This is a genomic window from Kitasatospora sp. NPDC089797 (assembly GCF_040684795.1).
In the GTDB taxonomy this organism is placed as follows: domain Bacteria; phylum Actinomycetota; class Actinomycetes; order Streptomycetales; family Streptomycetaceae; genus Kitasatospora.
In genome coordinates, this window is record NZ_JBFBGS010000018.1 from 1 (window position 1) to 19,514 (window position 19,514).

Sequence of the window (19,514 nt, forward strand, 5' to 3'; positions counted from 1 at the left end):
CCCGGGGGTCTCGGAGGTCGGCGGGGCGATGCTCGCTCTGGGGGGCGGGGGTCGGGGCCCGGGGCCGCGGGTACCGCGCCCGGGCGGTCCGGCGGTGGGGGTGCCACTGCCGGACGGCGCGGAGGTCGGGGGTCACCGTCGACCCCCGGGGAGCGTCGACCCCACGGCGCACGTCCCCCCGTTACGGTGCCGCCCCGGCGCCGTGTCCCGCCGTCACGGCGCCGGGGCGGGCCCCGGTCAGGCGGGGACGGCCTGCCGTTCCTGCTCCCCGTCGGCGGTCTCGTCGTCGTGGCGGACGAGGCGGCTGGCGGGCAGCAGCAGGGCGGCCAGGGCGGCGAGCAGGTAGCCGGCGGCGCAGACCAGCGCTCCGGCCAGCAGCGCGGACTTCAGGACGCTCGGGTCGTAGCCGTCGTGGCTGCGGCCGAAGAAGACGACGCCGGTGACCGCGACCCCGAGGGCGCCGCCGAACTGCTGGAAGGTGCCGTAGACGCCGGAGGCGGCGCCGGCGTCGTGCACGTCCACGGTCGCCAGGGCGAGGTCGACGAGCGGTACCACGAGGAAGCCGAGCCCCAGGCCCGCCAGGGCCAGCGGCCACAGCAGGTCCCAGCCCGACAGGCCCGTGCCGTGGACGTCGACGACGTGGCGCAGCCAGAGGATGCCGCCGGTCTGCATCAGCGCGCCGGTGATGACGAGCGGCTTGCCGATCTTGGGGGCGAGCGGTGCGGAGACGCCCGAGCCGAGGAAGGCGCCGACGGTGAACGGCAGCAGGGCGAGTCCGGAGGCCATCGCGGAGAAGTGCAGGCCGAGTTGCAGGTAGAGGGCGAGGATCAGGAAGAAGCCGGCCATGGCGCCGGAGAAGCACAGCTGGACGATGCTGCCGGCGGTGAAGCCCCGGTCGGCGAACAGGTGCATCGGCGCCAGCGGCGAGCCGTCCCGGCGCATCCGGCGCCGCTGGTTGACCACGAAGGCGCCCAGGACCAGCGGGGAGGCGGCGAGCATGCCCAGGATCCACCCGGGCCACCCGGCGTCGCGGCCCTCGACCAGGGGGAAGACCAGCAGGAACAGCCCGGTGGAGACGAGCAGCAGGCCGGGGAGGTCCAGGCGCAGCGGCCGCGCGGAGCGGGTGTCGGGCACCAGGCGCCAGGCGGCGACGATCAGGGCGAGGCCGACCGGGAGGTTGATGACGAAGATGCTGCGCCAGCCGATGCCGAAGGCGTCGGCGGAGACGAGCCAGCCGCCGAGCAGGGGTCCGGCGACGGCGGCCAGGCCGGAGACGGCGCCGATGACGCCGAGGATCGCGGTGCGCTCCTTGGGCTTGTAGAGGGCCTGAACGGAGGCGAGGACCTGGGGGATCATCAGCGCGGCGAAGGCGCCCTGGGCCACCCGGGCGGCGACCAGCACGTCGCCGCTGTGCGCCAGTGCGGCGGCCAGGGAGGAGCTGGTGAAGCCGGCGACGCCGGTGAGGAAGATGGTCCGGCGCCCGACGATGTCGCCGAGGCGTCCGCCGGTGATCAGGACGACGGCGAAGGCGAGGGTGTAGCCGCCGACGACCCATTCGAGGTGGCCGGGGGTGGCGTGGATGTCCTGCTGGATGGCGGGCAGGCCGACGTTGACGATGGTGGCGTCCAGCAGGTCCATGAAGGACGCGACGATCAGGACGAGCATCGCCAGGGCGCGGTGGCGGTGGGCGGGCGGGGTGCCCGGGGAGGCGGCGGCGGGCGCCTGGGCCCCGTCGGGCGCGGGAGCGCGGTGCTTGGACGTCTTGGGCATGGCCTTCTTCGATCGCTTCGGAGGAATGGAGGGATCCCGGGCCGTCGGGGCGTGCGGGTGCCGTGGGGTGCGTGGTCGTCGGCCGCACCGGCCCAACTTGTTTCGTTCGGACGAAAGAACCATAGCAAGTAGTTCGGCCCGACGAAACAAGTACTTCGGCGAAGCGAAGCTTTTTGCTAGCCTGGGGGCATGACGACCACCGACAAGCCCTCGCGCGGCGAGCTCATCACCCGCCTCAACACGGCCGGGCGGGAGCTCAGCACGGCCGCGGTCATGTTCCACACCGCGCTCGCCCAGCTGCACGGCCTGAGCGGCACGGAGGAGAAGGCCGTCGATCTGCTCCAGCGGTTCGGCCCGCTGACCGCGCGCGAGCTGGGCGAGCACTCCGGGCTCGCCCCCGCCTCCGTCACCGGGCTCGTCGACCGGCTCCAGCGCAAGGGCTTCGCCCGCCGGATCCCCAATCCCGCCGACCGGCGCAGCGTGCTCATCGAGGCCGCCGAGGGCAGCTCCGAGGCCCTCGCCCCGTACTTCGCGCACTTCATGGAGGGCATGGAGCGGCTGTACGCGCGCTACGGCGACGCCGAGCTCTCCACGATCACGGACTTCCTCACCGCCGGCGCCGCCGTCCAGCACGAGGCGACCGCACGGCTGACCGCGACGCTGCCGGGCTCCTGGCCGCGCGGCGGTGGCGGCGGCGCGACGGTGCTCAACCGGAGCCAGAAGCTGACCGTCCAGACCGCCGCCCACGGCGTCGTCACCCTGATGGCCGCCGCCGACCCCGGGGCGTTCTCCTCCGCCCGCGCCGGCATGGCCGCCGGGAAGGCCCTCACCTCGGCCACCGGGCTGACCGGCCGCGTCCTCGCCGAGAAGCCCAAGGGCATGAAGCTCAACGGCAAGTCGACCGCCGCCCTCGCCGACCAGGTCTTCCCCGCCCTCGCCGCCGCCCTCACCCTGCTCGGGGAGATCGACCCGGCGGAGGCCGACAACTTCCGCTCCGTCATCCAGGTCGCCGTCGACGCCGCCGTGCACACCCGCGACAGCGCGAGCCCGGCCATGATCGCCATGGCGGACAAGATCGGCGCGGCGCTCGACAGCGTCTGAGCGGCGTCCGAACGGCGGGGGCCCGGGGCGGCGCGGTCAGCGGTGAGTCGTTGTCAGGCGCGGTCAGGCGCCGTCGTCGGGCGGGCCTCCGGCGCCCGGCCGCGCCGTCGTCGTCGGGAGCGGCGCGGGGTGCGGCAGGTGCACCAGCACCAGCGCCAGCCCCGCCAGGGTGACGTTGCGGATCGCCGCGTCCAGGCCGTTCCACGCCTTCGACTGCCACATGGCGAACCACTCGCCGCCGATCCCGATGAACCCGACGCCGAAGAGCAGCAGCATCAGCAGCAGGCCGAGGCTGCTGAGCCGGCGGGCCAGGTGCGGCCGCAGCCACCAGGCGAGCGTTCCCGCCGTCAGCACCAGGGCGCTCAGCGCCTCCCAGGCGATGATCGTGACGTACGCCGCGTTCTGCAGGGCCGGGGAGGTGACGGAGCGCCACATCAGCTGCCGGTCGTGGAAGGTGGTGTCCATCGCCAGCACGTGCTGGACGAACTGCTGGTTGGTGGCGAAGTCGGTGACGTTCCCGAACACCACGAGCAGCAGGTAGAGCGCGTTCGTCCCGGTGAGCACGGCCGCTGCGGCGGGCAGCGAGCCGAGCGCGAGCAGGCGGTCGCGGGCGGGGCGGCCCGGCCGGGCGGCGCTGGTGGTCGGCATGCGGAACAGGCTATCCCCTGGCGGGAGTTGGATGGTGCAACTCCCGCCGGGAGCCGGGCGCACCGGAGTTCAGGCCGCCGTGGCCAGGGTCCGGACGGGCCGGGTCTGCTCGTAGGCGTGGCCGACGCGCAGCAGGGTGGGCTCGCCGAAGGGGTGGCCGAGCAGTTGCATGCCGATCGGCAGGCCCGCCGTGTCGTGGCCGACCGGGACGGTCAGGGCGGGCAGCCCGGTGATGTTGGCGGGCGCGCACAGCCGCACGTAGGCGTCGGAGACGCCCTCGACCGTGCCGTCGGGCCAGGTGACCGTCGTCTCCTCGGCCCCGACCGCGGTCATCGGCACGCTCGGGGCGGCGATCACGTCGACGTCCTCCAGCATCCGGGCCCACGCGGCGCGCATCAGCGTGCGGGCGCGCTGGGCGCGCACGTAGTCGCCGGCGCCCATCAGCCCGCCGGCCTCCAGGAGGATGCGCACGTCCTCCTGGTACAGCTCGGGCGCGGCGCGCAGGGTGCTCTCGTGGTAGGCGGCGGCCTCCGGCACCATCAGGCCCCACTGGGTGGCCTGGATGTAGCGGGTCATCGGGATGTCGACCTCGACGAGCCGCGCGCCCAGGGCCTCCAGCTGTCCGACGGCGCGGCGGACGGCGGCCTCCACCTGCGGGTGGACCTGGTCGAAGTAGTAGCCGGCCGGCACGCCGACCCGCAGGCCCGTCAGATCGGTTCCGGGGCCGGGGCGGTAGTCCGTGGCGGGCGCGGACAGCGAGGCGGGGTCGCGGGGGTCGTGCCCGGCCAGCGCGGTCAGGACCAGGGCCGCGTCCTCGACGGTGCGGGTGAGCGGGCCGACGTGGTCCAGCGACCAGGACAGCGGGGTGACGCCGTGCCGGGAGACCAGGCCGTAGGTCGGCTTGAGGCCGACGACCCCGTTCAGCGCGGCGGGCACCCGGATCGACCCGCCGGTGTCGGTGCCCAGGGCGAAGGTCGCGGTGCCCGCCGCGACGGCGACCGCGGAGCCGCCGCTGGAGCCGCCGGCGACCCGGCCGTGGTCCCAGGCGTTGCGGGTCTGCGGGGTGGTCAGGCCGAACGCGAACTCGTGGGTGTGGGTCTTGCCGAGCAGGACGGCGCCGGCCGCGCCCAGCCGCGCGGCGACCTCGCTGTCCGCCGTCGCGCGGTGGTCGGCGCGGACCCGGGAGCTGGCCGTGGTGGCCATCCCGGCGACGTCGATCAGGTCCTTGAGGGCCATCGGGATGCCGTGCAGCGGGCCGCGGTGGCGGCCGTGCGCCAGCTCGTGTTCGGCCTCGCCGGCCGCCCGGCGCGCCTGCTCCGCGGTGACCGCGACGTAGGCGCCGAGCTGCGGTTCGACCTGCTCGACGCGGTCCAGGACGGAGTCGACCAGTTCCACGGGGGACAGCTGCCGGGTGCGGATCGCCTCTGCGGCGGCGGTGAGTGAGAGCTCATACGGTCGCATCGTGCTGCTCCTCGGTGGTGCGGTGGTCGGTGCTGCGGTGGTCGGCGGCGCGGTAGGCGGCGGCGGGTGTGACGTCGGCGAAGTCCAGCTCGCGCAGGAGCGAGACGACGCCGTGGATGTGGTCGGCGACCGCGGCGACCGCGGCGTGGCGCTCGGCGGGCAGGACGAGTCCGGCGCGGGCGGCCCAGCGGGCGGCCTCCGGCGGGGTCAGTTCGGTGGCGGGCACGGGGGTGCTCCTTCTCGGTCGGATTCTCTTCAGACGGCGGCCGGGAGTTCCCCGGCCGGCTCGGCGTGCAGCCGGTAGCGGCCGTCCTCCCGGCCGTCCTCCCGGCGGACGGTGCCGGCCGTGGGCCGCGGGAAGTGGGTGCCCAGGAGCAGGGCGTCGGTGTCGGCCAGGCCGCCGAGCAGCCGGGCCCGGGTGCGGATCGCCGCGGCGGGGTCGACGTCGACGCAGCTGTGCACGTGGGGGTGGGAGAGCTGGACGGGGTGGTGGATGCTGTCGCCGGTGATCAGCGCCCGGCGGTCGGCGCCGCGCAGTTCCACCGCGACCTGGCCCGGGGTGTGGCCGGGGGCGGGGACCAGCAGGACGCCGGGGGCGACCTCGTACCCGGGCCCGTCGGCGGGCACCGGCACCCGGGCGTACAGTCCGGCGTCGCGGACGGGGTGGACGGAGTCGCGGAACATCTGGGCGCGGGCCTCGTCGAGGTCGGTGGCGGCCCAGTGGTCCCATTCGGTGCGGCTGGCGAGGTAGCGGGCGTTGGGGAAGGTGGGGACCCACTCCCCGTCGACGAGGCGGGTGTTCCAGCCGACGTGGTCGGTGTGCAGGTGGGTGGTGATCACCAGGTCCACGGACTCGGGCGGGAAGCCGGCCGCCGTCAGGCGCTCCAGGAAGTCGGTGTCCAGGCCGTTCCAGGCCGGGTTGGCGCGGGGCTTGGCGTTGCCGATGCCGGTGTCCACGACGATCCGCAGGCCGCCGGCCTGCACCGCGAAGGCGTGGCTGGCCAGGCGGGGGACCTCGGCGTCGGCGAAGTCGGGGCGCAGCCACGGCGCCTGGTCGAGCACCTCCGGGGTGGCGGCCGGGAGCAGCCAGGGGCCGGTCTGCCGGGGCAGTTCGATCTCGTCGACGCGGTGGACGGTGATGTCGCCGAGGCTCCAGCCCGTGCTGGTGCGGGGGGCGGCCGGGTGGGACGAGGCGGTGCTCATCGGTGGGTCCTTTCGGCGGTGCGGTGCAGGTCGGTGCGGGGTGCTGCGGGGTGCTGCGGTGCGGGGTGCTGCGGAGCGGGAGAAGGGCGGTGCGGTGCGGTCAGGCGGTGCGCGGCAGCCGCAGGGTGCGGGCGAAACCGGCCAGGGCCAGCAGCAGGACGGTCGCGGCGTACGGGGTCAGGGCGGCCTGCAGGCCGTACCGGTCGGTCAGCAGGCCGGCGAGGACGGCGGGGACGCTCATGGCCAGGTAGCTGAGGACGTAGTAGGCGGCGAGCGTGCCGGCGCGTTCGGCCGGGGCGGCCGGGGGCAGCAGCAGGCGCAGGGCGCCCTGGGTGACGGCGCCGAAGCCCGCGCCCGCCGCGGCGGTGCCGGCGAACAGCGCGGCCAGGCTGTGCAGGTGGGGGGCGCTCAGGGTCAGCAGGGTCCCCGGGAGGAGGAGCGCGGTGCCGGCCAGGCTCGCGGTGCGGGCGGGCAGGGTCCGGGTGGCGTGGCCGGCCAGGGCGGCCGCGGCCGTCAGGGTGAGGAAGACCAGGCCGCCGGTGGCGCGGGCGGCGTGCGGGTCGATGAGCCGGGCGAGCGAGGGGCCCAGGGAGGAGTAGAAGCCGCCCAGCGCCCAGGCGGCGACGATGCCGGGGGCGGCGAGCACCATGGCCGGGCGGGAGGCGGGGGCGACGGCGACCGCGGGGCGCAGGGAGCGCAGGGCGCCGGGGTGGGGGCGGGCGGTCTCGGGGGTGCGCAGGACCGCGGCGGCCTGGAGGGCGAAGAGCAGGAGCAGCGGCAGGTAGACGGTGCGGGTGGGGGCGGGGGCGTACTGCGTGAGGGCGGTGGCGGCGAGCACGCCGATCGCCATGCCGGCCACCGGGGTGATGCCGTTGGTGGCCGTGGCCCGGCCCGGGCGGGCCGGGTCCTCGAAGTCGAGCAGGGCCGCTCCGGCGGCGCTGGTGGCGACCCCGGTGGCCAGGCCCTGCAGGATCCGGGCGGCGATCAGCGCGGGCACCCCTTCGGCGGTGGCGAAGGCGGCCATCGCGACGGCCTCGGCCAGCAGCGCCCCGGCGAGGACGGGGCGCCGGCCCAGGTGGTCCGAGAGGGTGCCCGCGGTCAGCAGGGCCAGCAGCAGGGCGAGCGCGTAGGCACTGAACACGACGGTGAGCGTCAGGGCCGAGAAGTGCCATTCGCCCTGGTAGAGCGCGTAGAGCGGGGTCGGCGCGCTGGAGGCGGCCAGCAGGGTGACCAGGACCGAGGCGTGCAGCCGGAAGGCGCCGCGGCGGCCCAGCGGGGACGGACGACGGACGCGGGGGCGGGCGGGCAGGGCGGTGACGCTGGTCATGGGAGCACCTCGAACCATTAAGGCAAACGCTTTGCGTTAAGCACTCTAGGCCCGCGGGCTCCCAAGACGCAAATATTTAGCTTTTAGGCCTCCGGCGGGGTCGCGGCGCCGCCGAGCGCCGCCGCCACCAGGCGGTCGGTGTAGGCCGCGGACAGGTCGGAGGGGCGGAACAGGATCCGGTACATCAGCGGGGCGACCACCACGTCCAGCAGGGTCTCCACGCCCGGTACCGCCTCCCCCCGCCCGGCCGCGCGCACGGCGACGGCCTTCAGCTGCTCGGCGGCGTAGTCGGAGCAGCGGACCGCGTTGCCCTGCTCGGGGTCGCCCAGCAGGGCGTCGCGGATGTACGTGCGCCCGGCGGTGGAGTCCATCTCCTCGGCGAACTGCACGGCCCAGGCCTCCAGGTCCGCCCGCAGGTTGCCGTGGTCGGCCGGCGGGACGTCGGGGCGCAGCCGCTCCACGGCCACGTCGGAGAGCAGTTCCCGCAGGTCCCCCCAGCGCCGGTAGACGGTGGACGGCGTCACCCCGGCGCGGGCGGCGATCAGCGGCACGGTGAGCGCCTCCCGCCCCACCTCCGCCTCCAGCTCGCGGACGGCCTGGTGCACGGACTGCTGGACGCGGGCGCTGCGCCCGCCGGGGCGTGTGGTCGGTCGGGACGTCATGGGGCCAGCTTAATGCTAAGGAGTTGCGTCTGGGCGGACACCGGCCCGGTCCCGCTCCGGGTCGGGCGCGGTACGGCCGGGGGCGGGGCGGGAGGTCGCCGTGCGGCCGGGGTCGGCGCGGGCGGCGCGGCGGGCCAGCGACAGCAGGTCGCGGGCCGGGCCCTGGGGGCGGTGGCCGGTGGGCCAGACCGCCCGCAGGGCCCGGCGCAGGTCGACCCCGGCGACGTCGACGACCACCAGCCGCCGGGCCCGCAGCTCCTCCTCGACCACGAGCCGGCTGAGCACGGCCGGCCCGCCCCCGCAGACGGCGGCGGCCTTCACGGCCGTCGAGGAGGGCAGCTCCAGCGCGGGGCCGGCCAGGCCGCCGTACGACGCCAGGACCGCCGCCAGGACCTGGCGGGCGCCCGACCCCGGCTCCCGCAGGACCAGCCGGGCGGCGGCCAGTTCCGCGGGGCGGACCCGGCGGCGGCGCGCCCAGGCGTGCTGCGGGGCGGCCACCACCACCAGTTCGTCCCGGGCCACCACGGCGGCGTCCAGCCCCGGCGGGACGGTGGCGCTCTCGACGAACCCGAGGTCGGCCTCGCCGCGGATCACCTGCTCGGCCACCGCCCGGGAGTTGCCGGCGCTCAACGAGACGGCGGTGTCCGGCCGTTCGGCCCGCAGGGCGACCAGCCAGCCGGGCAGCAGGTGCTCGGCCGGCGTCTGGCTCGCGGCGACCCGCAGCCGGTCGTCGCGCTCGCCGCGCAGCGCCTCGATCCCCGCGTCCATCGCCTCGGCCGCCTCCAGCACCCGGGCGGCCCAGCCGGTGACCAGGGCTCCGGCCGGGGTGAGGCGGGAGCCGTTGGGGGAGCGTTCGAGCAGGCCCGTCCCGATCCGCGTCTCCATCGTCCGGATCCGGGCGGAGGCGGCCGGCTGGCTGATGCCGGCCTCCTGGGCGGCCTTGCCGAGGCTGCCCAGCCGGGCGACCCCGAGCAGCAGTTCCAGGCTGGGCAGGTCGGGCACGCGGGGGGAGAGCGGCATCGCGGGTTCACAGACGTCGGGGCGGTCCCGGCGGGGAGGTGGGAAGGTGGGGAGGCGGACCGCACCTGCCCCGCCGGGGGTTCGGGTGGGGTCGGGCGTCAGTGCCGCCGGCGTCGGGCGCGGGCGACCCGGGCGGCGAGGACGACGGCCGAGCCCGCGCCGAGCGCGACGAGGCCGGCGACCAGCGGCGTGCCGACGGAGTCCGCGCCGGTGCGGGCCAGTTCGCCGCCCGGTGCCGGGGCGGCCGGGTCGGAGCCCTCCGCCCCGGGCCCGGTCCCCGCTCCCCCGCCGGGGGCCGGTGTCGCGGACGGGCTCGGGGACCCGGAGGGGCCGGGGCTCCCCGGGTCGCCGGTGGCCGTGGCCGTGGCCGTGGCCGTGGGGGACGGTTCCGGACCGCCGGTGGCGGTGGGGTCGGGGCTGGGGGTGCCGGTCGGCGTGGGGTTGCCGGTGGGCGTGGCGGTGGGACTGCCGGTGGGGGTGGGGGTGCCGGCTACGAGGCGGATGACCTTCAACGGCTGGATCCTCACGGCCTCGGTGGGGCCGAGGCCGGCGATGAGGCCGATGTCGATCCGGTCGGTGAGCGGGGCGTCCGCACGGAACTTCAGCCGGACCGGTATCTCGGTGACGTCCGCCGGGACCGGTCCCCCCTCGGCCGGGACCGGATAGTCCTGGAAGTGGTCCTCCGGGTCGTTGTCGGACGCGGTGGACCGCCACCGCCCGTCCTGGAAGTACTGGACCTCGATCTGGTCGACCTTCAGCCCCGCCGGCAGGATGTCGTGGACCTGGAAGAACAGTTCGTCGAACTGCCTCGCCGGGTCCCCGTGGTGCAGCACGGCGGTGAACTCCCGCCAGTCCCCGCCGGGCACGAACTCGCCGGGCAGGCCGCGCAGTTCCAGCGCCGGCTCCACCGCGGCCCGCGTCGGGGAAGCGCTCGGGGACGCGGAAGCGGTCGCGGAGGCGCTCGGGGACGGCTGCGCCGTCGCGACCGGGACGGCGGCCACGGCGACGATTCCGCTGACCCCGGCGGTGACGGCGGTGGCGGCGGCCATTCTTCTCAACTGCACGTGCTTCCCTCGTCCGTTGCTGGGTGGGTACGGAAGGAATCCTCCGTGCACCCACCGATCCCGGGTAGTACGCGGCTCCCTATGGGGTCATAGCCCGGGCCTCTGACCCGCCCCCGGGCTGACGGTCCGCAAGCCCCCGCACCGGCCCTTGGATAGGCTGCCGCAATGGCCTCCGACTCCCCCCGGCTGCTGCGCGCCGATGCCGCCCGCAATGCGGAGAAGATCATCCGGGCTGCCCGGGAGGTCTTCACCGAGCAGGGCCCCGACGCCCACCTCGACGAGGTGGCGCGCCGGGCCGGCGTCGGGGCCGCCACGCTGTTCCGCCGCTTCCCCGACAAGGCCGCGCTGCTGCGGGCGGTCCTGGACGCGCGCTTCGCCGAGCACGTGCGGCCCGTCATCCGGGCGGCCGCCGGGGACCCGGACCCCGCCCGCGCGCTGGCCCGGGTGCTGGAGACGGCGCTGGAGTCGGTGGCCGGCGACTTCAACGTGCTGACCGCCGCCCGCGCCGCGGGCGTGCTGACCCCGGCGACCGGCGAGGAGTTCTTCGCCGCCCTCGACGTCCTGCTGGCCCGCGGTCAGCGGGCGGGCGTGCTGCGCGCCGACCTCGTCCCCGACGACCTGCACCGCGTCGTCGTCATGCTGATGTCGGTGCTGTGGACGATGGACCCCCGCGAGGACGGCTGGCGCCGCTACCTGGGCCTGGTCCTCGACGGCCTCTCCCCCGCCGGGGCCCGCCCGCTGCCCTGCCCCGCCCCCGTGCTGCGCCGCCACACGTCCTGACCCGCCACGCGTCCTGACCCGCCGCCGGCCGTCGCCCGGAGCGAATGCGAACGGGTTTTCCCTTCATGGCGACCGGTTCGATTTCACGGCGAAAGAACCTGCCCCGGAAAGCCGATCTGTATAAAAACTGAGTTTTAATCAGAATGGCTATCGACTACGCGTTGGTCCAATTCTTTCGGCATTCCCTTATTTACCCTCGGCCTAACCACCCGGCATCCACGAAGGAGATGCAGTGACCAGAACCTTGGGAGTGCCCACCCCGTCCGGCGAGGTACGCCGATGAGAGGCGCTCGCCGCTGGGTCGGCCCGCTCATCGCACTCTGCCTGTCGGGCGGCGGCCTGCTGGCCGCCGCGCTGCCGTCCAGCGCGGAGGTGGACGCGCCCGCCCGGGCGACGTCCGCGAACCCGCCCGCCGCCGTGGCCCCGGCCGCCCCGGACGCCGCCCCCGCCGCGAAGGCCCCGGCGCCCGAACCGGCGCGCCCGGCCACGAAGGCCCTCGCCGCCGCCAAGCGTGACAACAGCGACCCGCAGTACTGTCACCTGCAGATCGTCAAGACCGCGGACCGGGACTACTACCTCCCGGGCCAGAAGATCACCTACACGATCAGCCTCACCAACGACGGCAACGTGCCGATCACCGGCGCGGTGGTGACCGACGACATCGGCGGCGACCTCGCCGACGCGGTCTACGACAACGACGCGACGGTCGGCACCGGCAAGCTGTCCTACGTCCAGCCCGTGCTGACCTGGGTCGGCGACCTGAACCCGGGCGACAGCACGAAGATCGTCTACACCCTGACGGCGAACAACCCCGACAACGGCCCGAAGATGCTGCGCGACGCGGTCACCGGACCGAAGTTCAGCAACTGCCCGACCGGCACCGAGCCGGGCTGCCACGTCGAACTCGGCTCGCCGCACTGGACGGTGGGCAAGGTCGAGGACCGCAGTGACGTCGAGGCCGGCGACACCATCCACTACACGATCACCGCGACCAACGACGGCACGGTCGACTTCGTCGGCGCCCGCCAGGCGGGCCTCGAGGACGACATGTCCCAGATCGTCGGCGAGTCCAAGTACGACGCGGACGCCCAGGCGAGCACCGGCACCATCGAGTACAAGGCGCCCTCCTTCGTGGTCTGGCGCGGCGACCTGCCGGCCGGCGCGACGGTGACCATCCACCTGTCGATCACCGCCGAGGGCCTCAAGCCCGGCAACACCGAGCTGGTGAACATCGTCCGGGCGCTCTACCCGCACCACGGCGGCACCGACCTGAGCAACCCGCTGCCCCCGGCGAACCGCTCCGGGCTGATCCCGGAGTCGTACCTGCGCGACCTGCCCCGCCCCGACGTGGCGCGGCACCGGGCCGGCAACGGTCAGATCACCGCCTGCACCATCGACCCGGCGACCGACGCCTGCTTCGTCGACGCCGACGAGCCCAACTTCGTGGTCGCCAAGACGGTGGACCACACCACCGCGAACCCGGGCGACGTCGTCACCTACACCGTCACCTACGCCAACACCGGCACCGACCAGTTCCCGGACGGCGAACTCCCCTCGGTCACCGACGACCTGAGCCAGGTGCTGCAGCACAGCACCTTCGTGGCCGGCTCGCTGAGCTCGACGGTCCCCACGGCGACCTTCGACCCGGCGGCGAAGACGATCACCTGGACCGGGCAGCTGACCTCGGGGCAGTACGGCAGCTTCACCTACCAGGTGAAGGTCAACAACCCGTACTCGGGTGACCAGTTCCTGGACAACCCGATCGTCTCGGCCAAGTCCACCGACTGCCAGGCGGGTTCCACCGACACGCGGTGCCGCGCGCACGTCGTCATCGTCGTGCCGGGCAGCGGCCCCAGCGGTTCGCCCTCGCCCAGCGGCTCCCCGTCGCCGAGCGGCTCGCCCTCCCCGAGCGGCTCCCCGAGCGGTTCGCCCAGCGGCGGCCCCAGCGGCTCCCCGTCGCCCGGCGGCTCGCCCTCGCCCGGCAGCACCCAGACCCCGTCCGGCGGACACCCGGGGCACGGCGTCCCGCCCGGCGGCGTGCTGCCGCACACCGGTGCCGGCACCATCGCCGAGATCGCCCTGGTGACGCTCCTGCTGGGCGCCGGTGGCGGGCTGTTCTGGCTCTCCCGGCGGCACGGCAAGCACTGACCCGCTGACCCGGACGCCCCCCGGGGCGTCCTGACAGCACCACGATGACGGCCGGACCCCCGTCTGCCCGACGGGGGTCCGGCCTTCGCCGTTCCCGTGCGGAGTCCCCGTCAGCCCGCCGGGCGCAGCCGCAGCGCCGAGACCGGGCACCGGGCGGCGGCCTCGCGGGCCTGGTGCGCCGCCGCTCCGACGGGCTCGGCGGTGAGCACCACGACCTGTCCGTCCTCGTCCTGGTCGAAGACCAGCGGCGCGGTCACCGCGCACTGCCCCGAGGCCACGCAGCGCGCGGCGTCGGCCTCCACCCGCTCCGTCCCGTTCACCACTGCACCGGGACCTCGCCGAGGCCGCCCGCCAGCCGTTCGGTCCGGTCGCGCAGGCTGTGCGGGTCCACCGCCAGGCGCAGGCCGGGGAAGCGGCGGAACAGCGCGGTCAGCGCGGTCTGCAGCTCGGTGCGGGCCAGCGCGTTGCCGATGCAGTAGTGGCCGCCGTAGCCGAAGGCCAGGTGGGCGTTGGGGGAACGCGACGGGTCGAAGGCGTCCGGCTCCTCGAAGGCCCGGGCGTCCCGGTTCGCGGCGTTGATCGCCACCAGCACCGCCTCGCCCCGCGCGATGTCCGTCCCCGCGACGGTGAGGTCCTCGCGGGCGAAGCGGGTCAGGCCCAGGCCGCCGGGCGCGGCCAGCCGCAGGACCTCCTCCACGGTCGCGCGGGCCGATCCCTGCGGGTCGGCGGCGAAGCGGTCCCGCCGCGCGGTGTCGCTCAGCAGGAACAGCACGCCCAGGTCGATCCGGCCCGAGGTGGTCTCGTGGCCCGCGAACAGCAGGCCCACCGCCAGCCGGGTCATCTCCTGCTCGGTGAAGGAGGGGTCCTGCGCCCGCACGGCCAGGATGTCGCTGAACACGTCCTCGCCGGGCTGCTTGCGCTTCTCCTCGGCGACGGCGGCCACGTACGCCTCGAACTCGGCCATCGCCGCGGCGCCGTCCTCCCCGCCGTAGAGCGCGGCGATCCGCTCCGACCAGCCGCGCAGCAGGTCGCGGTCGGCGATCGGCACGCCCAGCAGTTCGCAGATCACCATCACCGGCAGCGGGAAGGACAGGTGGTCGTGCAGGTTGACGGGGCGGTCCGGGTGCCGCGCGTGCTCGGCCTCCATCGAGTCCAGGCAGGATTCGGCGAGTTCGCCGATCCGCTCGCCGAGGCGGCGCATCCGGGGCGCGCTGAACGCGGGCGCCAGCATCCGCCGCATCCGCGTGTGCTCGCGGTCCTCCTCCTCGGGGGTGCCGGCGGGGCGGGTGTGCAGCGGCGACACCGAGATCCTCGGCGCGTCCTCGGTGTCGGGGCGCTGCCGGGAGAAGCGGGTGTCGCTGAGGACCTCCCGGGCTTCCTCGTAGCGGGTCACCAGCCAGGCCGGGTCGCCGGCGGGGGTGGTGACCCGGGCCATCGGGCCCTGTTCACGCAGCCGCGCGAACAGCGGTGCGAGGTCCAGGGCGTTGGGGCGCTCGAAGGGTAACCGTGGGGCGGGGGCGGTCATGGTCTCTCCTCATCGGCCCGGGGGCCACAAGAGCGTGAACGCTTGGCGGAGCCGCTCTCCCCTGGGTGTGCGGGCCGGGACGGCGAAGGGCGTCCCGGGCCGACAAGTGAGAGCTGACTCTCTTTTCCTCCGAGCGTAACACCGTCGGCACGCACCGTCAGCCGGGCCGCGGGGTTGCCCGGCTACCGGGTCGGCGGGGCCTCGTGCAGCCGGCCCGGATCCAGCCGCAGGAGGGACGGCAGGAAGCGCCCGTCGGGGCCGGGGACGGCCCGCCGGAATCCCGGATCCCCTGCTGGCTCGGCGAGTTGACCCCTGGACAGGGCGAGGACGTCGGCGGGCGTGTTCCGGCGGGGGCGGGCCTACGGGCCGGTGGGGGCGGGGCCGGCGTCGGGGCGGGGAGCGGCACCGAAGGGCCAGGCCTCGATGTCGCGGTAGTGGATCGGTCCCGGGCCGCGGCCGGTGTTGCTGCCGACCAGGTGGAGGCGTTCGGCCGGCCAGTGGCGGCCCCGGAAGCCGACCAGGCCGGCCGCGGCCCGCGGGACGCTGGTGGGGTCCCCGCGGCGGGCGCGGGCCAGGGTGAGGTGGGGGCGCAGCGGGCGGTCGGTGAACGCGATGCCGTGGGAGCGGACGAGGTCGCGGACGTCGTCGGCGAGTCGGTGCAGCCCGGTGAGGTCGCCGTCGACGCCGCTCCACAGCAGCCGGTCGTCGAAGTGGCCGCCGCCGCGCAGGCCCAGTCGCGGGGCGGGGTGCGAGGCGGCCAGGGCGGGCAGTTCGGACTGCAGCAACGGCACGGTGGTGGTGGGCAGTTCGCCGAGGAAGGCCAGGGTGATGTGCCAGTCCTCGATGCGGTTCCAGCGCAGCAGCGGGTAGCCGGTGCGGGCGGGCCGCAGGGCCCGGTCCAGTTCGTCCTTGGCGTCGTCGGGCGGGGCCAGCGCCACGAAGAGGCGCCGGGTCGCGGGCTGGGGGTGGTCGTTCACCAGGGCTTTCTAGCACCCGGGCGCCGGTCGGTGCGCCACCGGGGCGGCCGGGGCCGCCGGCCCCCGCGCGCCCCGGGAGGGGTGGGCGGGGGCCGGCGGGCGGTCAGCGGGGGCCCGGCGGGCGGGTGGTCAGTGGGCGACGATCTGGAGGTTGGCGGTCTGCCCGACGGTGCCGGTGACGTAGAAGGTGTGGCCGTCGGGGCCGAGGGCCAGGCCGGTGAGGTTGTCCTCGTCGAGGTCGCCGGCGCCGTCCGCGGGGACCGGGGCGCCGGTGGCGGTGTCGAGGGCGAGCACCGAGGCGGAGCTGGTGTAGGTGCTGTCGGTGAGGTAGATCCGGGTGCCGTCGGCGCTGACCTGCGGGCTCTCCAGGGCCTCGGCGCCGGCGCCGGCGTGGAAGGTGCCGGTGACGGTGTCGGTGGCCGGGTCGATGAAGGTGCTGGTGCCGCTGCCGATCTCGGCGAGGCCGAACAGGCGCTTGCCGTCGGGGGTGAAGGCCAGGTTGTAGTCCAGGGCGGTGGCGGTGCCCTGGACGGTGGCGGCCACGGCGGGCGCGGCGCCGGCCGTGGTCAGGTGCACCACGCCCTGGCTGGTGCCGACGTACAGGTCGCCGGTGCCCGGGCGGGCCGCGGGGGCGCCGACGTAGGGGGCCGGGATCTGCACCGAGGCGGTGAACGCCTGCTGCGCGGTGGCGAAGGCCAGGATCCGGCTCTGGCCGTTCTGCCGGTAGGCGGTCGGCCCGCTCTGGGAGACGTACAGGGTGGATCCGTCGGGGCTGAAGGCCAGTCCGGAGGTCGAGCCCTGGGTCCAGCCGGCCGGGCGGGGCTGGTCGGGCAGGGCGACGGTGGCGCGCAGGGTCAGCGTGGCGGTGTCCACCACGCTCAGGCGCTGGCCGTCGAGCACGTAGAGGCGGGAGCCGTCCGCGCTGAGCACGATGTGGGCGCCCCACTGGAGGGTGCCGAGGGCCAGCCGTGCGGTGACGGCCCCGGACTGGGTGTCGACCGCCTTGACGGTGGAGGTGTTGTCGGCCTCGGTCACCGCGACGTAGGCGGTGGCGCCGTCGGGGCTGACGACCGGTACGGCGTTGCGGGCGCCGACGGCGATGGTCGCCTCGCTGCCGGACAGCGGGGCGTCGGCCGCGGCGGCCGTGGCGGTGGCGGCGGTGCCGGTCAGGGCGAGCAGGACGGCGGCCGCAACGGCGGTGCGACGGAAGGCCGTTCGGACGGCCGGACGGGCGGCCGCCACAGGAGCGTGCTGGGACATCGGTTCCCCCTCTCGCACCGCGCGGTGCGGTGCCGGGGGCAGGCTAGTCGACGTGGATGACAATCCGGTCGACGGACGGGTGACCGTACGATGATCGCCTGCTGTTACAGGATGGTGACGATCCGTCCACAACCTGAGAGCGGGATGAGAGCGTCCTACCGGGGGACAGCGCCCGTACGGCACCGGCCGGGTCGGACGGGCGGGCGAACACCTCCCCTTGGAAGGGGTACTCCTGTGGTCATCTCCAAGCGGAACTCCCTGCGTCTGGCCGCCGTGGCCACCCTCGGCGCGCTCTCCCTCGGGCTGGCGGGCACCGCCATGGCGGCCGCCCCGGCCCCCGCGCCCGCCCTCACCCTCACCGCCTCCGCCACGTCCGCCGCGGCCTCCGGGCAGCAGGCCGCCGCGCGTGTCTCCATCACCGCCAAGCCCTCGGTCACCTCCGTCCGGGCCTGGCAGGACTTCCACGTCACCGGCACCACCACCGGCCTCAAGGCCGGGAGCACGGTGACCCTGCAGCAGAAGCAGCACGGCAAGTGGGTCACGCTGCCCGCCTCCGTGCGCACCGCCCGCAACGGCTCGTACGCGCTGCGCGTGGAGCTCGGCATCAAGGGCCTCAACGAGCTGCGCATCGTCAGCGGCAGCGCGGCCTCGCCGGTGTTCACCGTGACCGTGCGCTGACCCCGGTCCTCGCGGCCCTCGACGGCCCGTCCGCAGTCGCGGACGGGCCGTCGGGCGTTCGCCGGTGGGTGCGGCAGGCGTTCGCCGGCAGGCGGCTGTTCGGGCGGTTCTCCGCCGCCCCCACCGGTCGTGGAGCCCCCCGCTCCCCGGCCGCCGCCAGCATGGGGTGGCCGCAGCGGTCCTTCGCCCCCGGGAGCCGGGGGCGCCGCGGCGGCTCCAGGAGAGGAGAGAGTCCGATGCGCGCACTCACCCACGCGGGCCGGGCGGCGGTGGTCCTCGGTACGGCCTTCCTGCTGTTCGCCGGGACGGCGACCGGCGCCCAGGCCGCCACCGGAGCGTTCACCTTCGTGTCGCAGGACGGCACCAACGGCGAGATCTTCGACCCGCCCAACGGCCGCTGCCTGCCGATCTCCAACGGCGCCTCGTTCATCGACAACGAAACGGACACCCCCGCGTTCCTGTACCGGTCCTTCGGGTGCCACATCCTCTTCGACTCGATGGAGCCCCACACCACGAAGAGCTACCCCACCAACGGCGGCCCGTTCTTCGTCGAGTTCCTGTGAGCGGGCCCCGCTAGGGCCGTCCCGGGCGGTGCCGCGGCCCGACCCCCGAGCGGGCCGCGGCACCGTCTCCCCCGCACCCTCTCCCCCGCGCCGGGTCAGAGCAGGACGAGGAGCTTGGTGCCGGGGACCAGCTTGCGGTTGACCGAGGTGGACTGGACGAAGACGGTGTAGGCGGCGTTGTCGCCGGGCTTGACGACCGCCTCCGCCGCGGGCAGGCCGAGGAGCCGGCGGGCGGCCGGGCCGGAGAAGACCCGGCCGGTCATCCGGCCGGTGGCCGGGTCCTTCTCGGCGACGGCGAGCTGCTTGTTGCCCTGGATCTTCTCGCGCTTGGACAGCTCGTAGAAGGCGCAGCCGGTCTTGTAGGGGTGGCCGGCGCTGGTGACGAAGTCGCGGATCGGGCTCGCCTCGTCGACCGGGACCAGGATGTACTTGCCGGTGTCGAGGGCGTCGAGGTTGGCCTTGACGTCGGCGGTGTTGAGGTCCTGGCCCATGGCGAAGAGGTTCCTGGTGCCGCGCACGCCCTGTTCGCGGCCGCGCAGGAAGCTGGTGGCGGCGGACTTGACGGTGCCGATGGCCTCCTCGACGCCCTTGCTGGAGTCGGCGTCCCAGATCGCGATGTTGCCGGCCGGGAAGCCGTACTCCTGGGCGGTGCGCTTGGCCAGGGAGTTGGGGACCAGGATGGCGGAGGTCCAGTGGTCGGGGAGGGCGTCCATGGCGCCGTGGATGCGCTCGATCCAGCCGCGCAGGACGGCGCTGCCCTGGCCGCTGTTCATCCGGGTGTGCATCTGGCCGCTCTGGGAGCAGCCGGAGGCGTTCTCCTCGCCGTCGGTGACGACGACCTGGAGGAAGGAGTGCTCGCCGTAGCCCTCCCAGATGTTCTTGAGGTCGTCGACGGACTTCACGGCGGCCTCGATGAGGGCGGTGGCGCCGTTGGCGACCTCGTAGAGCCCGCGCAGGGAGGGCAGGTGCTTGACGTCCATGTCCCAGACCAGGTTCTGCACTTCGTGGTCGAAGGCGTAGAGGCTGATCCGGGTCTCGTGGCCGAGGCGGTCGGACTCCTCCTGCAGGCCCTTGACGAATTCGTCGACGACGCGGATGAGTTGGGACTGGTGCGGGCGCATCGAGCCGGACTTGTCGACCACGAGGGAGACGTGGTTGACCTTGTGCTTGATCCTGTTCGCGGACATGGCTCTCCCCTGGTTCCGGCGTCTTTTCGCGGTGGTTTTCCGCGCGCTTCCAGCGCGGTTCGCGAGGGGGTTCGCGGGTAATTCGCGGCGCCTTTCGGCGTTCCCTTCAGCGTGTTTCCACTCTAGGGGCGGGCACTGAC

The 19,514-nt window shown here is 74.9% G+C and carries 19 protein-coding genes; 5 read left to right on the forward strand and 14 right to left on the reverse strand.

The window, feature by feature from the left end:
• Positions 1 to 237 precede the first annotated feature (237 nt).
• Positions 238 to 1,770, reverse strand: coding sequence for an MFS transporter (locus tag AB0O91_RS16145; RefSeq protein ID WP_363432780.1), 1,533 nt, complete (start codon positions 1,768 to 1,770; stop codon positions 238 to 240).
• A 189-nt stretch (positions 1,771 to 1,959) separates the two neighbouring features.
• Here AB0O91_RS16145 and AB0O91_RS16150 point away from each other — a divergent pair, with 189 nt between their 5' ends.
• Positions 1,960 to 2,871 carry a MarR family transcriptional regulator gene (locus AB0O91_RS16150; protein ID WP_363432783.1) on the forward strand — a complete coding sequence of 304 codons (912 nt, stop codon included), beginning with the start codon at positions 1,960 to 1,962 and terminating at the stop codon, positions 2,869 to 2,871.
• 63 nt (positions 2,872 to 2,934) lie between these two features.
• Here the strand turns inward: AB0O91_RS16150 and AB0O91_RS16155 are convergent, their stop codons facing one another.
• The 8 genes from AB0O91_RS16155 to AB0O91_RS16190 form a co-directional block, all read right to left on the reverse strand.
• Entirely contained in the window at positions 2,935 to 3,519 is a 585-nt protein-coding gene (locus AB0O91_RS16155) for a DUF2165 domain-containing protein (protein WP_363432786.1), read from the reverse strand.
• A gap of 69 nt (positions 3,520 to 3,588) precedes the next feature.
• Entirely contained in the window at positions 3,589 to 4,980 is a 1,392-nt protein-coding gene (locus AB0O91_RS16160; RefSeq protein WP_363432789.1) for an amidase, read from the reverse strand.
• Positions 4,967 to 5,206, reverse strand: a complete 240-nt coding sequence (locus tag AB0O91_RS16165; RefSeq protein WP_363432791.1) for a hypothetical protein — start codon at positions 5,204 to 5,206, stop codon at positions 4,967 to 4,969. The genes AB0O91_RS16160 and AB0O91_RS16165 overlap by 14 nt, the downstream gene beginning before the upstream one ends.
• A 29-nt stretch (positions 5,207 to 5,235) precedes the next feature.
• Positions 5,236 to 6,183 carry an MBL fold metallo-hydrolase gene (locus AB0O91_RS16170; protein WP_363432794.1) on the reverse strand — a complete coding sequence of 316 codons (948 nt, stop codon included), beginning with the start codon at positions 6,181 to 6,183 and terminating at the stop codon, positions 5,236 to 5,238.
• A 100-nt stretch (positions 6,184 to 6,283) separates the two neighbouring features.
• Positions 6,284 to 7,510 (reverse strand): MFS transporter, encoded by a 1,227-nt coding sequence (locus tag AB0O91_RS16175; RefSeq protein WP_363432797.1) that lies wholly within the window; start codon positions 7,508 to 7,510, stop codon positions 6,284 to 6,286.
• Between the two features lie 83 nt (positions 7,511 to 7,593).
• Complete coding sequence (locus AB0O91_RS16180; protein ID WP_363432800.1) at positions 7,594 to 8,172, reverse strand: TetR/AcrR family transcriptional regulator; 579 nt, start codon at positions 8,170 to 8,172, stop codon at positions 7,594 to 7,596.
• A gap of 15 nt (positions 8,173 to 8,187) precedes the next feature.
• Positions 8,188 to 9,192, reverse strand: coding sequence for a LysR family transcriptional regulator (locus AB0O91_RS16185; protein WP_363432803.1), 1,005 nt, complete (start codon positions 9,190 to 9,192; stop codon positions 8,188 to 8,190).
• A 98-nt stretch (positions 9,193 to 9,290) separates the two neighbouring features.
• Positions 9,291 to 10,256: a hypothetical protein gene (locus tag AB0O91_RS16190; RefSeq protein ID WP_363432806.1), complete on the reverse strand. Its 966-nt coding sequence runs from the start codon at positions 10,254 to 10,256 to the stop codon at positions 9,291 to 9,293.
• 165 nt (positions 10,257 to 10,421) lie between these two features.
• On the opposite strand from AB0O91_RS16190, the gene AB0O91_RS16195 reads away from it, so the two are divergent.
• Entirely contained in the window at positions 10,422 to 11,036 is a 615-nt protein-coding gene (locus AB0O91_RS16195) for a TetR family transcriptional regulator (protein WP_363432809.1), read from the forward strand.
• Positions 11,037 to 11,315: 279 nt separating this feature from the next.
• Complete coding sequence (locus AB0O91_RS16200; RefSeq protein WP_363432812.1) at positions 11,316 to 13,184, forward strand: hypothetical protein; 1,869 nt, start codon at positions 11,316 to 11,318, stop codon at positions 13,182 to 13,184.
• Between the two features lie 110 nt (positions 13,185 to 13,294).
• On the opposite strand, the gene AB0O91_RS16205 is transcribed toward AB0O91_RS16200, so the two are convergent.
• The 4 genes from AB0O91_RS16205 to AB0O91_RS16220 all read right to left on the reverse strand — a co-directional run bounded on the left by AB0O91_RS16205 (position 13,295) and on the right by AB0O91_RS16220 (position 16,946).
• A complete protein-coding gene (locus AB0O91_RS16205) occupies positions 13,295 to 13,507 on the reverse strand; it encodes a ferredoxin (protein WP_363432815.1) in 213 nt (70 codons plus the stop codon).
• Entirely contained in the window at positions 13,501 to 14,709 is a 1,209-nt protein-coding gene (locus AB0O91_RS16210; protein ID WP_363432818.1) for a cytochrome P450, read from the reverse strand. Before AB0O91_RS16210 ends, AB0O91_RS16205 begins: the two co-directional genes overlap by 7 nt.
• A gap of 359 nt (positions 14,710 to 15,068) precedes the next feature.
• Complete coding sequence (gene thpR / locus AB0O91_RS16215) at positions 15,069 to 15,686, reverse strand: RNA 2',3'-cyclic phosphodiesterase (protein ID WP_363432821.1); 618 nt, start codon at positions 15,684 to 15,686, stop codon at positions 15,069 to 15,071.
• A 129-nt stretch (positions 15,687 to 15,815) separates the two neighbouring features.
• Positions 15,816 to 16,946 carry a YncE family protein gene (locus AB0O91_RS16220; protein WP_363432824.1) on the reverse strand — a complete coding sequence of 377 codons (1,131 nt, stop codon included), beginning with the start codon at positions 16,944 to 16,946 and terminating at the stop codon, positions 15,816 to 15,818.
• Positions 16,947 to 17,180: 234 nt separating this feature from the next.
• Here AB0O91_RS16220 and AB0O91_RS16225 point away from each other — a divergent pair, with 234 nt between their 5' ends.
• On the forward strand, positions 17,181 to 17,624 hold the full coding sequence (locus AB0O91_RS16225; RefSeq protein WP_363432827.1) for a hypothetical protein: 444 nt from the start codon (positions 17,181 to 17,183) through the stop codon (positions 17,622 to 17,624).
• 236 nt (positions 17,625 to 17,860) lie between these two features.
• Positions 17,861 to 18,187 (forward strand): hypothetical protein, encoded by a 327-nt coding sequence (locus AB0O91_RS16230; protein ID WP_363432830.1) that lies wholly within the window; start codon positions 17,861 to 17,863, stop codon positions 18,185 to 18,187.
• 95 nt (positions 18,188 to 18,282) lie between these two features.
• Here AB0O91_RS16230 and AB0O91_RS16235 read toward each other — a convergent pair whose 3' ends face one another.
• Positions 18,283 to 19,374 (reverse strand): vWA domain-containing protein, encoded by a 1,092-nt coding sequence (locus tag AB0O91_RS16235; RefSeq protein ID WP_363432833.1) that lies wholly within the window; start codon positions 19,372 to 19,374, stop codon positions 18,283 to 18,285.
• Between the last annotated feature and the right edge of the window lie 140 nt (positions 19,375 to 19,514).